We start from the raw sequence: 15502 nt of genomic DNA on the forward strand, positions 1-15502 counted from the left end.
GTTTCTAAAAAGGGCTCACAGATAGGTGGGTCTTTTTGCATAATGGGCCAAGGCTTATTGTGCGATAATAGGGGCGAATTTCGCCCTTTTTTATTGGCTATCGTGTAGTGTCGATATGAGCCGTATAGGCAAAGTTAAAGTGTCATGTTTCACTACTACTATAGTGTGTATGGGTCTGTGGTGGTCATTTCGACCATAAATCGCACAAAATGACGAGAGTAAATGAAGCTATCAAATAAAACTCAAGCACTTCAAGATTTAATCGCTCCTGCGGTGCAAGCTTGTGATGTAGAATTGTGGGGAATTGAATTTTTACCTCAAGGGAAACGTTCATTACTACGTATCTATATTGATAAAGAAGTAGATCAAAGTGCTGAACCTGTCATCAATGAAGATGGTGAGGTTGAGTTGGGTCAAGGTGTTGGCGTACAAGACTGTGTACGTGTGACTCAGCAAGTAGGTGCAATTCTTGACGTACATGATCCGATTTCTGGTGAATATGCATTAGAAGTGTCGTCTCCAGGTTGGGATCGTCCTTTTTTTGAACTGAAACAAATGTCTCAATACGTTGGTCAGCAAGTTGCGTTACGTTTAATCGCAGCTGTTGAAAATCGTCGAAAATTCCAAGCGAAGCTTGTATCTGTTGATCTTGAAAATGAAATGATTCAAGTCGAAGTTGAAAAGCAGCAAGTTTTGGAAATTGATAGTAACAATATTGATAAAGCCAATTTAATCTATCAAGACTAAATTAATTTTAACGAATAAGAATTTGAATAGTAGGTGACTTATGGGCCGTGAAATTCTTACCGTTGCAGAGACGGTTAGTAATGAAAAAGGTGTTAGTCGTGAAGCGATCTTTGAAGCACTTGAGCAAGCACTTGTAGCTGCAACAAAGAAAAAATTCTACGAAGGCACAAATTCTGAAGAAGCACAGTTACGTGTGGAAATCGACCGTAAAACAGGCGAATACAGTACTTTCCGCCAATGGGAAGTTGTCGCTGATGAAGATCATGAAATGCCTGCATGCCAAGATGCCATTTCTGATTTAGATCCTGCAAAATGGTCGATCGGTGATATTCGTGAGCTCGAAGTTCCTTCTATCGAGTTTGGTCGTATTGCTGCACAAATTGCAAAGCAAGTGATTGTGCAAAAAATCCGTGAAGCAGAGCGTGCTTTAGTTGCAGAAGCATACGAGTCTAAAGTGGGTGAGCTCATCTATGGTGAAGTGAAAAAACAAACCAAAGATGGCTTTATCATTGACTTAGGTGATAATGCAGAAGCGTACTTGGCACGTGAAGAAATGATTCACAAAGAAATTCTGCGTCCTAAACAGCGTATGAATGCCATTTTATATAGCGTGAACAAAGAAGGTCGTGGTGCACAATTATTATTGTCACGTGCTAAACCTGAAATGTTAATTGCGTTGATGAAAAAAGAAATTCCAGAAATTTCTGAAGAAATCATTGAAATTAAAGCGGCTGCACGTCAGCCAGGTGTTCGTGCTAAAATTGCAGTGAAAACCAACGATCATCGTATTGATCCAGTTGGTGCTTGTATTGGTATGCGTGGTACACGTATCCAAGCAGTACAATCTGAGTTGAATGGTGAGCGTATTGATGTTGTGGTATGGTCTGATGATCCAGCTCAATATATCGCTAGTGCTTTAGAGCCTGCTGATGTATCGGGTATTGTGATTGATGAAGAAGAGCGTACAGCAGATATCATTTTTGCAACAAGCGATCAGTTAGCACGTGCAATTGGTTCTCAAGGGCAAAATGTTCGTTTAGCTTCAGAGTTAACGGGGTATAAGCTGAACATGATGCTTGAGGATGAGTACCGTGCTCGTCAACAAAATGAAGCGCAACAATATTTAGATATGTTTGTTACACGTCTTGATATTGAAGAAGATCTTGCGATTGCGTTGGTGGAAATGGGCTTTACTTCACTGGAAGAAATTGCTTATGTTCCTGCAGAAACATTTGATGAGATCGAGCTTGATGCTGAACTTGTGGAAATGTTGCAAGGTCGTGCCAAAGAAGCAGCATTGGCAGATGCGTTGAAACAGCAAGAAAATATTCAAGAGCCAAGTCAAGAACTTCTCGAAATGGAAGGCATGACTTCAGAAGTTGCATATGCTTTAGCAGCTCGTGGTGTTATTACAGTCGATGATTTGGCTGATCAGGCAACTGACGATATCGCAGATATTGAAGGTTTAGGTGCTGAACAAGCAGGTCAATTCATTATGAAAGCGCGTGAATCATGGTTTAACTAGGAGGTAATACATGACGGATAAGTCAATTAAAGAGTTAGCGGTCAGTGTAGGACTCCCTGTTGAAAAGCTCCTTGATCAGGTGCGTGAAGCTGGATTGCCACAAAAGAAAGCTGAAGACAAGATTACCACAGAACAGCAAAGTACCCTTGTTGATCATTTGAAAAAATCACATGGTCAAGATGCGGGTAACGCAGGAAAAATCACGTTGAAACGTAAAACGACTAGTACTGCTAAAGTAGCGAGTACATCGGGTAAGGCGAAAACCATTAATGTAGAAGTACGTAAAAAGCATACTTTTACAAAGCCAGATCCAGAACAGATTAAAGCTGAAGCTCTTGCAAAAGCACAAGCAGATGTAAAAGTTCAAGTTGAACAGAAAGCAAAAGCAGATACGTCACGCCAAGAGCAAGATAAGTCTGAAAGTTCTGCAAAAGCAAACTTGGAAAAAATGCGTGCGGCTGCTAAACAGCAAACTGCTGCAAAAGAAACACCAAAAGCTGCAGTTGTGGTGAAACGTAAATCTACGAATAAGCCAATTACTAAAGCGACAGTGAAAACAATTGAAACACCTGAGCAAAAGCGTGCACGTGAAGCTCAAGCAGCACAATTGAAAGCCGCTGAAGAAGCAGCACGTCGTAAAGCAGCTGAAGAAGGTCAACAGCGTACACTTGAGCAAATGCGTCAAATGGCATCTAAGTATGCGTCTGAAGACAGTACAGCAACGATTCGTGTAGTAGATGACTCACCATTAGCTGCGGGTCTTGTAGGTCAAGCTTACGAAGATTCATTTGCCAAAGAAGACCGTGAAATTAAACGTGGTACAAACACGAATAATCCACGTGGTCAGAAAAAAGGTGGTCGTCGTGGTCAAGAAGAGCAATCTTTCAGCCATAACCCACATAAACGTGGTTTAAAAACTAGCCAAGCAAATAAGCATGGCTTTGAAAAACCAGTTAAAAAACAAGTTTATGATGTTGAAATTGGTGAAACCATTGTTGTTGCTGATTTAGCTGCAAAAATGGCAGTTAAAGTGCGTGAAGTGATTAAATCACTCATGAAAATGGGTGAATTGGTTACACAAAACCAAGCGATTGATCAAGAAATTGCAGCGCTTGTTGTTGAAGAAATGGGTCATAACCCTGTATTAATTTCGGATACACAAGCAGAAGACAACTTACTTGAAGCAGCAGAAGAAGCACGTGGTGCACAAACTACTCGCCCTCCTGTAGTAACGATTATGGGTCATGTTGACCATGGTAAAACATCGCTTCTTGATCGTATTCGTCGTGCAAAGTTGCACAAGGCGAAGCTGGTGGTATTACTCAACATATTGGTGCTTATCACGTTAAAACTGAGAAAGGCATTATTACTTTCTTAGATACTCCAGGACATGCTGCATTTACAGCAATGCGTTCACGTGGTGCGAAAGCGACTGATATCGTGGTACTTGTTGTAGCAGCAGATGATGGTGTAATGCCACAAACTGCAGAAGCAATTGATCATGCACGTGCTGCGGGTACGCCAATCATTGTTGCAATCAACAAGATGGATAAAGAATCTGCTGATCCAGATCGCGTATTGAATGAATTGACAACGAAAGAAATCGTGCCTGAGCAATGGGGCGGTGATGTACCAGTTGCAATGGTTTCAGCACATTCTGGTCAAGGGATTGATGAGCTTCTTGATCTCATTTCAATTCAAGCTGAATTGTTAGAATTGAAAGCATCTGAAGAAGGTGCTGCACAAGGTGTGGTGATTGAAGCACGTGTAGACAAAGGTCGTGGTGCAGTAACATCTATTCTTGTACAAAACGGTACATTGAATGTTGGTGATTTGGTTCTTGCGGGTGCGTCTTATGGTCGTGTTCGTGCAATGACGGATGAAAATGGCCAACGTATCAAATCAGCAGGTCCTTCAATTCCAGTAGAGATTCTAGGTCTTCCTGAAGCGCCTATGGCAGGTGATGAAGTTCTTGTGGTTGATGATGAGAAGAAAGCACGTGAAGTTGCTGAAGCTCGTTTGGATCGTGAACGTCAAAAACGTCTTGAGCGTCAATCTGCAATGCGTCTTGAAAACCTTATGGCTTCAATGGGCAAAAAAGATGTGCCGATTGTTAATGTTGTATTGAAAACAGATGTACGTGGTACTTTAGAAGCATTGATTGTTGCACTTTCTGAATTATCAACTGACGAAGTTAAAGTTCGTGTGATCAGTTCAGGTGTTGGTGCGATCACTGAGTCTGATGTGATTCTTGCTGAATCTTCAGAAGCATTCTTACTTGGCTTTAACGTACGTGCGGATAACGCTGCTCGTCAAAAAGCAGATACTGATGACATCGACATTCGTTACTACAGCGTGATCTATCAATTGATTGATGACGTGAAAGCAGCAATGAGCGGTAAACTTGCACCTGAACATCGTGAAACGATTCTTGGTGTGGCACAAGTACGTGAAGTATTCCACTCAAGTAAATTTGGTGCAGCTGCTGGTTGTATGGTACTTGAAGGCGTATTACACCGTAATAAACCAATCCGCGTATTACGTGATGATGTGGTGGTATTCCAAGGTGAACTTGAATCACTTCGTCGTTTCAAAGACGTGGTTGAAGAAGTTCGTGCAGGTATGGAATGTGGTCTTGCGGTGAAAGGCTATAAAGACATCAAAGCACTTGATAAGATTGAAGTGTATGATGTTCAGTTGATCAAACGGAGTCTTTAATGGCGGGTAGTCAACGTCTTAAACGTATGGCAGATACAGTTCAGCGCGAGTTGTCTGAACTGATTCGCCAAGAGTTGAAAGATCCACGCTTAGGTGGTCTTGTGACCATCTCTGCAGTGAAAGTCAGCCCAGACTTAGGTTATGCTGAAGTTTATGTCACTGTGATGGGGCGTGAACTTGGTGATGAGCAAAGTGAAGCTGCCAATAAAGAAACTTTAGAGGTGCTAAATAAAGCCTCTGGTTTCTTGCGTCACGAGTTAAGTCGTCAAATCAAAACACGTATTACGCCACGTTTACGTTTTCATTATGACAAAACCAATGCATATGGTAACTATATGTTTGGTTTGATTGCGGAAGCTGTGAAGGATTTACCTGAAGCTGAAACAAAAAAAGATGATGAATAATATTGCGTAATCAGAAGCCACCTTCGGGTGGCTTTTTTGTATTGACACGCTATAATAAAAAATATTTTGAATAATAAATAAACAATGAAAATAAAGTATTCCCTCATTTTTTGTATTATATATTTTTGTTCTACAACAATTTATGCCTGTATTAATACTTATGATTTTACTTTTTCTCAAGGGATAATGAGTCAAAGTGATGCTGAATATCACCTTAAAAATTACAATACAAAGCCTGAAACATTGGAAGAGTTAAATGATTATGGTGTGATGCTTATTTATGCACGACGTTTTTCTGAAGCGATCACTGTATTTAAGAGTATTGAAAAACAACATCCAGGTCTCGCAAAAACAGCTGCAAATTTAGGAACAGCTTATGAGTTGATGGGACAATTAGAACATGCAAAATACTGGATTAATCAAGGGATATTAAGGGATCCACAAATTCATGAGGGAAGTGAGTGGATTCATGTCAAAATATTAGATGCACAAATGCAACAACAAAAAAATATCAATTGGATCAAGACAAATGATGTATTAGGGCTTAATTTTGGGACACAAAAAAAGCCAAAAGCACAGATTGAAATGGTTCATATCTCTACACCTCATGGGACGAAATTTTATGATTTAGATCAAATTTTTACACATGGTGAAATCCAGATGAAACAGCGCTTAGCATTTGTTAAACAAGATCCTATCACTGCACAAATCATGTTTAATTTGGGTAATATCGAAGTTGTACAAATCAAACGTGATGCCGAAGTGCCAATTTTTCTGTATTCGTCAGCAAAACATCTACAATTTATTGATCAAAAACTAATAGATCAGCGTATTGCTTATGTGGAAAAATCAAAATGGTTTCATTTTCAACAATGGTTCTTTTCATTTCGTAATTTTGTGAACAGCTATTTTTTCAGCACTTAGATTTATATTTTGCTCAAAATAAAATAATGTGTCGTAAAGAAATTAAACAATTCTCGCTTTAAAATGTGTATAAACTAAGTTTATTTCAACAAATACAAATAAATACTTGAGGGTACATGCGATGAATCCAATGAAAAAGGCTGTATTAGCATTAACATTAGCAAGCACATTAGCATTCTCAGGCTGTGGATATAATACTTTACAAGCCAAAGATGAGTCAGTTACTGCTGCTTGGTCAGAAGTGGAAAACCAATACCAGCGTCGTGCTGATCTCGTGCCAAATCTTGTCAATGTTGTGAAAGGCTATGCCAAACATGAAGAACAAGTATTAACCGAAGTGACCCAAGCACGTGCCAATGTTGCAGGCTTAAAAGTGGATAAAGAAGTTTTGGAAAATCCAGAACTATTTAAGAAATATCAAGAAGCACAATCACAGATGACCAGCGCCTTGTCACGTTTATTGGTAGTTACTGAAAATTACCCAGAGCTGAAAGCCAATGAACAATTTCGTGATTTACAAGTGCAACTTGAAGGAACTGAAAACCGTATTAGCACTGCACGTACACGCTACGTAGAAACCGTGCAAGATTACAACACCTATGTACGCCAGTTCCCACAAGCGATGACTGCTAAAGTAATCGGTATGAAAACCAAACCAAACTTTAGTGCAGAAGCAGGTGCTGCTAAAGCACCAACTGTAAATTTTTAATGCTATAAATTGGAAAATGCAGTGAGAGAAATATGATTGAAATGTGCAAATTGATTCATCGTAAAATGAAAGCAGTCTTGATGCTGTTGGTCTGTACGTTGCTATTTGCCTTTCAATCATTGACTTGGGCGGAAGTGGCGACTGCAACAGACAGTGTTGAAGATGCTGTGGTGATCGGTAAAGTCATTCAAAACCAAAATGCCACATCATCAAATACACCACAGTCAAGTCAGCACGCGGCAAATACACACAATCAAAATACTGTACCTACTGTTGCCAATGACATGAGTGAGGGGCAAAGTGCTCGGCAACTTCCTACACTCAACCAACCTGTCCTTGATCAAGCGAATGTATTGTCTGGTAGTGAAAAGCAAAATTTAGAAACTCAAATTCGCAATCTTCACAACCAAGGCAAAGCACAAATCGGTGTGATTATTGTACCAACCACAGGTAATGAAGGTATTTTTGATTTTGCCATGCGTGTGGCGGAACAGTGGAAACTGGGTTCTGCTAAACAAGACAATGGCTTACTGATTGCGGTTGCTGTGAATGATCGAAAAATCCATATTGCCACAGGCTATGGCTTGGAAGGAGTGCTGCCTGATATTATTGTCAGTCGAATTATCCGAAACCAAATCACGCCTTATTTTAAACAAGGGCAATATGGGCAAGGGATACAGGCAGGTGTGACCGAAATTGAACGGATTTTAAACCTAGATCCAGAGATTGCCAAACAAGCTGCTGATGAACTCAAAGCCCGCCAAGATCAAGCCATTCAAGAACAAGAAGCCAAAGATCGTACCATGACTACAGCGATGATCATTTTAATTATTGGTATCTTTGCATCCTTTATTATTGGTAATCGTTTGAGTGCTTCGGTTGCAGGTGTGACGGCATTTGCAGCAGGCATAATTTATGGTTCAGGGATTCTGATGAGCCTTGTTTTAGGTTTTGGAATCTTCTTTTTACTCATTACTTCTTTAGCGCAGCTTATTTTCCAAATGTTCCTGTCTGGTGGAGGACGAGGTGGAGGGGGCGGCGGCTTTGGTGGCGGTGGTGGATATAGTGGCGGCGGTGGCGGCTTTGGTGGGGGAGGTGCTTCAGGCTCATGGTAAGTAAAACAGATACAACAGAAATTGTTACAGAACCCAAACTACAGCAGTCTGTAGTACCAAGTTTTGCACGTTGGTTAAAGCATTTTCTTTATATACCTGCATCAAAACGTTATTTCTCAAAGCCTGACCAACTCGCCATTGCAGAAGCAGTAAAACAAGCAGAACAAGGGCATGTTGGCGAAATACAAGTCGTGATCGAAGGGCATATTCCAAGTCATCAAGCTTATCATCAGGATACACGTTTACGTGCACAGCAACTCTTTGCTGAACTTGGTGTGTGGGATACTGAAAAGAACAGTGGGATTTTGCTTTACTTGAACTTGTGTGAGCAAAAAGTGGAGATCGTGGTTGATCGAGGTATCAAAAATGCGACAGAGCAAAATGTTTGGCAAATAATTTGTGACCAAATGATCACTGAATTAAAAGCAAAACGCCATAGAAATGCAGTGATTGAGGGTGTTAAAAGTATAGGTAAGATATTGAATCTATATTATAAACGAGTAGATTTGGAAAATATAAATGAGCTTCCAAATAAGCCAATCATTTTAAACTAAAGACTGAGTGACACAAAGTGTCACTTTTTTACATAAATACACGCTAAAAAAGTATACTGAAAAATTGTTGTTGTAAAAAGCAACAAATTAGATAAGAATAGCAAAGTGTTAAATGGTTGGCGTTTTATAACTTTGGGGTTAGGGCGTAAACTAAAAATTGTTTTTATAAATAATTAAAATATTGGAGAAATGTTATGAAATCAGTTCAAAAAGGTTTTACCTTAATTGAATTAATGATCGTTGTTGCGATTATCGGTATTCTTGCTGCGATTGCGCTTCCTGCTTACCGTGATTATATGCAACGTTCTGCAAACAGTGCATGTTTAGGTGAAGCAAAAGCATATATGGGTACAGCAGTAGCTGACTCTGCTGACTTACGTACACCAAGTGACTCAAAACCTTCTGCTTGTACTGCCGTTGTTACAGGTACTACTGCTAGAAATGCATATATAGGCAATAGTCCTATTACATTTACACCGCAATCTCGTGGTAATACAGCACTTAAAAAAGATACAATTTGTAATGGTGGTACGGGTTCTTGTGCATTAGCGCCATAAGTTTTTGTTAATTTAATAAAAAGCACTTTCGAGTGCTTTTTTTATTGCTTATGTATTATTAAAAATAGAATGATGATTTGGAAGTTTAAAGATGCCTTTTCCTTTTAAGATGCCTTTTCCTTTTAAGGTGCTTTTGGTTGTATTGCTTGTATGTATACTATTTTTATTAGGCGTAAATGGCGGATTTATATTAGATGATGGAATTAATATTACTTCCAACTATGTACTTTATATAGAAAAATTAAATATTGATGATTTGATTTATGCGGCATTGAGTTTTCATGATGGTAATGGCTCTCGTGCTTTACCGATGTTGACTTTTGCGCTAGATTATTGGCGTGCAGGAAGCATGGATGCCAGTACATTTAAAGTTACAAATATTATTATTCATGCGATTACTACTTTTTTTCTGGCTTTATTCTTTAGACAATTATTATTACTTGCTAAATGGAATGCTCGACAAGCTGCTCTTGGGGCTTTAGTTTTAACTTTGCTTTGGGCGGTTCATCCTTTACAGATTTCATCTGTTTTATATATTGTGCAACGTATGCAAACAATGGCAACGCTGTTTATTGTGCTTGCTTTGTGGTCATATTTACTGATGCGTCAAGATCAGATGAATGGTGGTCGGGGGCGTTTACAAGGTGTGGGTGTTATTTTATTTTGGCTACTTGCTTTAACTTGTAAGGAGGATACGGTTTTATTACCTGTATATACCTTATTGTTAGAACTTACAGTATTGCGTTTTAAAGCAGGGCAAGCTGTTGTTACACGTGGATTGAAGCAAAGCTATGGGTTATTTGTTGGCTTGGCGACATTGGGGTATATTTTTGTAGTTGTCCCTAAATATGGTTGTTGGGATATATGTCCAAGACGAGATTTTAATAGTTGGGAGCGCTTGCTTACTCAGGGGCGTGTCCTTGTAATGTACCTCAGCCAAATCCTTTTGCCTTTATCAGATCGACTGCCTTTTATTTATGAGGATTATCCTGTTTCTCGTTCGATTTGGCAGCCATGGACAACAATCCCGTCCTTTTTGTTGCTCAGTGGTTTAATTATATGGGCTTGGTGTTGGCGAAATATTCGTCCTTTATTTGCATTCGGTATTTTACTATTTTTTGCAGGGCATTTAATTTCTAGTAATATTATTGCTTTGGAGTTGGTATTTGAACATCGTAATCATCTTCCTTTGATTGGCGCAGTTTTAGCATTGTCGGATTTAATCCTGTGGGGCTGTCAACGATTTAAAGTTAATTATACAATTGTTAGCAGTATATTTTTGGCATTGATCATTTTTTTCGCTGTTAATACAGCATATCAAAGCTATTTATGGGGAAATGGTGCTCGGCTTGGGCAAAAACTGACAAAATTATCCCCTTATTCTATTCGCGCTTGGAATCAGTATGCTGCAACATATTTTGATGATTATAATGTTACAAAGAATCCTGAGAGTTTAAAGAAAGCTATTTCTATTTCTGAAGATGCATTTCAGAAAATAGGAACGCCATCTATAGCCGCAAATATTATTATTTATAAATCTATCTTAGGTACTGCGAGTACTCAAGATTGGGGGAATTATAATCGTAGTTTATCCCATTCCACTGATGCTCGATTAAATAAGCAGACGATGAATATATTGGTTGATAATTATGTGAAAGGTTTTGATATAGATGAAGATCAGTTAATTGCTGCGATGACTGTGTTAGAACATCAAGGCAATATGAGTGATCAAGATTATTTGAATGTAGCGAACCAGGTCTATAATAGTAAGCAACGAATCAATACTATTGTTTTTTTTAAAAAAGTTGTTGAAGTATATCCTAAAAATGATCCAATAATTGTAGGATTAATTGAAGGGTTAGAGAAGGGGCGTTATGTTGAGTGGTCGCAAATATTAAAGAAGGTTGAGGAGGAAAAGTCTGCAAAATAAGCATGTTTCTTTCGATACTTAAAATTTTAAAATATTGAGAGATATTGGATATGCAAAAAGGTTTTACTTTAATTGAGCTTATGATTGTTGTTGCGATTATTGGTATTCTTGCTGCAATAGCATTACCTGCTTATCGGGATTATATGCAACATAGTGCAAATAATGCTTGCTTAGCTGAAGCAAAGACTTATATTAACTCAGCTGTGGCAAATTTTGCGGAAAATACCACAGCGCCTGATTTTATTGCTTCAGCATGTAGAAGTGGTGAGAAGCCAACAATAGCAGTTTATCAGCAGAGGGGGGGTGTTACTTTTATTTCTGAGACAAGAGGAAATCCGACACTCAAGAAAAATACACAATGTAATGTGGGTACTGGAGATTGTCAGCTAATTCCATGAATATTAGTATAAATATATCAGTTGTACTACCAGCAAAAAATGAAGCAGGTGCAATAGGTGAAACGATTAAAAAAATTCAACAACTCAGTTTGGTTAATGAAATTATTGTTGTAAATGACGGTTCTACTGATCAAACTCAGCATGTTGCAGAACAAGCAGGTGCTCAAGTTATTTCTCATCCTTACTCAAAAGGTAATGGTGCGGCAATTAAAACGGGTGCAAGGCATGCGACAGGTGATATCATTATTTTTATGGATGCAGATGGGCAACATGACCCTCAGGATATTCCAAGGCTTTTAGCTAAAATTAATGAGGGATATGATTTAGTTGTTGGTGCTAGGCAAAAAGGGTCTCAAGCAAGTGTTGGGCGAGGTATTGCTAATAAACTTTATAATAATTTAGCAACATATATGTCTGATCATAAAGTTGAAGATTTAACATCGGGCTTTAGGGTTGTAAGGGCAGATAAATTTAGAGAATTTATTTATTTACTTCCAAATGGATTTTCGTATCCAACAACAAGTACGATGGCTTTTTTTCGTGCGGGATATTCTGTTACTTATGTTCCAATTCATGCTGCAAAGAGGATTGGTAAAAGCCATATTCATCCTGTCAAAGATAGTGTACGATTTTTTTTAATTATATTTAAAATAGCAACTTTATATTCACCTTTAAAAATGTTTTTACCTTTTTCAGTACTATTATTTTTATTGGCAACGGGTTGGTATGGTTATACTTTATATGAGTATCAACGTTTTACAAATATGAGTGCATTATTATATACGGGTAGTATTATGATTTTTCTCATGGGTTTAATTTCAGAGCAAATTACTACTTTAATGTATAAGAAAGATGAGTAATCTTGAGTTGAAAAGTTCATTGTTAAATATTTGGAAGATACTAACACCTCTTGATAAGCGAAAACTTGGAATTGTCTCTATTTTAGTTATTTTTATGACTGTTATTGAGTCTATAGGTGTTGTTTCAATTATGCCTTTTTTGGCTGTATTAGCAAATCCTGAAAGTGTTCAACAAAATTTTTTATTAAAAAAAATATATATATTGTTAGATGTAAGCAGTACTAATCAATTTATTATTTATTTAGGAAGTATTTCACTCTTAGTTGTTGTTTTTTCAGCTATTCTTAAAATTATTACTCAATATAGTTTAAATAGATTTTCCAGTTTACAACGTCATTATTTTTCTAGTCGTTTACTTAATATTTATTTAAAACAAAATTATAATTTTTTTACTCAAAGAAATAGTGCAGATTTAATAAAAATTTTATTAAATGATGTAGATCAGGTTGTAATAGGTATTTTGAAACCATTGTTGACAATTTTATCTTATGGATTGATTGTAATAGCTATGGTTATTTTACTTGTTTTTTATAATCCTTTGATGGCGATTACAATAGCAGGAGTAATTATTATATTTTATAGTCTAATGTTTTTAGCTGTAAAAAAAATTATGACTAAAATAAGCCAAGAATATTCAAAAGCAAATCTAGAAAGATATCAAAGTTGTCAGGAGGTTTTTGGCGGTATTAAAGATGTAATGCTTAATCATGCACATGATTATTACTTTGAAAGATTTGATAAAAATTCTAGAATTTATGCTAGGCATTTCGCTGCACAAGAATCCTTGGGACAAATTCCTTTACATATTATTGAGACGATCGGTTATGGATGTTTAATTCTTTTAACTATATTTTTGGTTTTACAAAATCACAGTGTTGGAACAATTTTGCCTGTTATAGGCTTATATGGTGTAGCTGCATATCGAATGTTACCAGCAGCTCAAAATATTTATCGAGCGATCACAACATATAAGTTTTCAGAGTATATTTTAAGTGGTGTAAGTCGTGAGTTTGAGTTAGATGCAAATCAAATTAAGCAAAATACGAGTAAGGAGATGATTAAGTTTAATCATAAGATTGAGTTAGAGAATGTGAGCTTTGCTTATCCTAATAGACCTGAATATAAAATCTTAGAAGGTATTAATATTAAAATAGATAAAAATAGTAGTTTAGGTATTATAGGTAAGAGTGGTTCTGGTAAAAGTACATTGATGGACATTATGTTAGGGCTTTTACAACCCGTATCGGGTGTTTTAAAAATTGATGGTCAAGTAATCAATGATAGTAATGTACAAAGTTGGCAAGGTTTGATTAGCTATGTTCCACAGTTTATTTATTTGGCAGATATGACTATTGCTGAAAATATTGCTTTTGGTATTGCTAAAGATCAAATAAATTTTCAAATGGTAAAAAATGCTGCAAAACTTGCCCAAATAGATGAATTTATTACTCAAAATTTGAAAGATGGTTATAATACGATGATTGGGGAGCGTGGTATTTTGTTGTCTGGTGGACAACGGCAGCGTTTGGGGATCGCTCGTGCTCTATATAAGCAACCACAAGTTATTTTTATGGATGAAGCAACGAGTGCTTTAGATACTGAAACTGAGAAAGCAGTGAATGAAGCAATTCAGAGTCTAAGTGGAAAAATGACAATGGTTATTATTGCGCATAGAGAAAGTGCTGTGGCAAAGTGTGATCATATTTTAAAATTATAATTTTATAACTTATTGTATAAAGAGAATAATATGTTGCAAGGAGTAAGAAAACTAATTCCACAGCCTATAAAAAATGGGTTGCGTCTTTTAATACGTTCTTTTTTTGATCCAATAAGAAAAAAGATACTTATTAAAAAAATGTATATGCTGCATCAGCAATTATTAGTTGATATAAAGGACAAAGAAACAATAAAAGTTGTTTTTTTGGAACTTTTTAAAGGTATGTGGAAACTTGACCCAATTTTTAGGAAAATGCTTGAGGATCCAAAATTTGAACCCATTATTTTAATTTGTCCATGTATATCGTATAGTGATGATGCAATGTGGAAAGGTATGCAGGAAACCTATACTTTTTTTAAAAATAAAAATTATCCTGTGATTTCAGCATATGTTGAAGCAGAAGAAAGATGGATTAATCTGCAAGAAATAAAACCTGATATTGTATTTTTTAGCATTCCACATAATATGACAAGAAGAGAATATTATGAAGATGCTTATTTAAATTATCTAAGCTGTTTTTGTGGTTATGGATATATTATCAGTGAGATGGGGAATAAAGTGCCAAATTTTGACCAACTATTGCATAATGCATTGTGGAGGAATTTTGTAACTGATGAGTATGCTTATAATGGTTTTAAAAAATATTCTACGATTAAAGGTCGTAATACAATTCTGACAGGTTATCCTGCGCTTGAATATTTAATTAATAATCCGGAAAAAAAATTAGTGTGGAAAGCACAGGATAAACGAAAAAAAATAATTTTTGCCCCACATCATACGATTGAAAATATTCATGGGTTTAAGTTGTCAAATTTTTTAGAATATGCTGAATTTTTTAAAGAGCTTTCCGTAAAATATAAAAAAGATGTAGTGTGGTCTTTTAAGCCACATCCTGAATTAAAGGTAAAACTTTATCAACATTCAGATTGGGGCGTTGAAAGAACAAATTGTTATTATAGGTTTTGGGAAATCCAAGAAAATACCCAACTCAATGAAGGGGAGTACACCAATTTATTTTTAGAGTCTGATGCAATGATTCACGATAGTGGCACTTTCTTAGTTGAATATCTAATGCAAAAAAAACCTGTTTTATATCTTATTTCCAAAAAAACTAAAAATACTTTAAGTCCTTTAGCAATGAAAGCATTAGAAGCATGTACTCAGGCAAGTAATCAAGATGAAATAGAGCAATTTATTTTTCATTTAATTGTTGGAACAGCCAAAATAAAGGATGAGCATACTCTATTCTATCATCAAGAGTTTATTCCTTTGTATCATGGAAATTCTCCATCAAGTAAAATTATTCAGGAAATAAAACAAAATATTGGTCATTCATGATCAGAG

At 36.6% G+C, this 15502-nt stretch carries 13 protein-coding genes and 1 pseudogene; all 14 read left to right on the forward strand.

Features of this window, described 5'->3' with window-relative positions:
• Window positions 1-222: 222 nt before the first annotated feature.
• The 14 genes and pseudogenes from rimP to AVJ19_RS07735 all read left to right on the forward strand — a co-directional run bounded on the left by rimP (window position 223) and on the right by AVJ19_RS07735 (window position 15496).
• Window positions 223-747, forward strand: coding sequence for a ribosome maturation factor RimP (gene rimP, locus AVJ19_RS07670; protein ID WP_111859174.1), 525 nt, complete (start codon window positions 223-225; stop codon window positions 745-747).
• A gap of 40 nt (window positions 748-787) precedes the next feature.
• Window positions 788-2272 carry a transcription termination factor NusA gene (gene nusA, locus AVJ19_RS07675; protein WP_111859175.1) on the forward strand — a complete coding sequence of 495 codons (1485 nt, stop codon included), beginning with the start codon at window positions 788-790 and terminating at the stop codon, window positions 2270-2272.
• Window positions 2273-2282: 10 nt separating this feature from the next.
• Window positions 2283-4990 (forward strand): annotated as a pseudogene (gene infB, locus AVJ19_RS07680) (translation initiation factor IF-2).
• Entirely contained in the window at window positions 4990-5394 is a 405-nt protein-coding gene (locus AVJ19_RS07685) for a ribosome-binding factor A (RefSeq protein WP_111859176.1), read from the forward strand. The pseudogene infB and the gene AVJ19_RS07685 overlap by 1 nt, the downstream one beginning before the upstream one ends.
• A 186-nt stretch (window positions 5395-5580) precedes the next feature.
• Entirely contained in the window at window positions 5581-6318 is a 738-nt protein-coding gene (locus tag AVJ19_RS07690) for a tetratricopeptide repeat protein (protein WP_228203314.1), read from the forward strand.
• Window positions 6319-6439: 121 nt separating this feature from the next.
• Entirely contained in the window at window positions 6440-7027 is a 588-nt protein-coding gene (locus AVJ19_RS07695) for a LemA family protein (protein ID WP_111859178.1), read from the forward strand.
• A 32-nt stretch (window positions 7028-7059) separates the two neighbouring features.
• Complete coding sequence (locus AVJ19_RS07700) at window positions 7060-8142, forward strand: TPM domain-containing protein (RefSeq protein ID WP_416240575.1); 1083 nt, start codon at window positions 7060-7062, stop codon at window positions 8140-8142.
• On the forward strand, window positions 8136-8696 hold the full coding sequence (locus AVJ19_RS07705) for a TPM domain-containing protein (protein ID WP_111859179.1): 561 nt from the start codon (window positions 8136-8138) through the stop codon (window positions 8694-8696). Before AVJ19_RS07700 ends, AVJ19_RS07705 begins: the two co-directional genes overlap by 7 nt.
• A gap of 194 nt (window positions 8697-8890) precedes the next feature.
• Window positions 8891-9253, forward strand: a complete 363-nt coding sequence (locus AVJ19_RS22770; RefSeq protein WP_111859180.1) for a pilin — start codon at window positions 8891-8893, stop codon at window positions 9251-9253.
• Window positions 9254-9344: 91 nt separating this feature from the next.
• The gene (locus tag AVJ19_RS07715; protein ID WP_111859181.1) at window positions 9345-11183 is read left to right on the forward strand and encodes a hypothetical protein; all 1839 of its coding nucleotides are present in this window, start codon (window positions 9345-9347) and stop codon (window positions 11181-11183) included.
• 50 nt (window positions 11184-11233) lie between these two features.
• Window positions 11234-11581: a prepilin-type N-terminal cleavage/methylation domain-containing protein gene (locus tag AVJ19_RS22775; RefSeq protein ID WP_416240576.1), complete on the forward strand. Its 348-nt coding sequence runs from the start codon at window positions 11234-11236 to the stop codon at window positions 11579-11581.
• Window positions 11578-12441, forward strand: a complete 864-nt coding sequence (locus AVJ19_RS07725) for a glycosyltransferase family 2 protein (protein ID WP_111859183.1) — start codon at window positions 11578-11580, stop codon at window positions 12439-12441. Before AVJ19_RS22775 ends, AVJ19_RS07725 begins: the two co-directional genes overlap by 4 nt.
• On the forward strand, window positions 12434-14158 hold the full coding sequence (locus AVJ19_RS07730; RefSeq protein WP_228203315.1) for an ABC transporter ATP-binding protein: 1725 nt from the start codon (window positions 12434-12436) through the stop codon (window positions 14156-14158). The genes AVJ19_RS07725 and AVJ19_RS07730 overlap by 8 nt, the downstream gene beginning before the upstream one ends.
• A gap of 30 nt (window positions 14159-14188) precedes the next feature.
• Window positions 14189-15496 (forward strand): CDP-glycerol glycerophosphotransferase family protein, encoded by a 1308-nt coding sequence (locus AVJ19_RS07735; RefSeq protein ID WP_111859184.1) that lies wholly within the window; start codon window positions 14189-14191, stop codon window positions 15494-15496.
• Window positions 15497-15502 lie beyond the last annotated feature (6 nt).

This window comes from Acinetobacter sp. CFCC 10889 (genome assembly GCF_003268395.1).
Taxonomy (GTDB): domain Bacteria; phylum Pseudomonadota; class Gammaproteobacteria; order Pseudomonadales; family Moraxellaceae; genus Acinetobacter.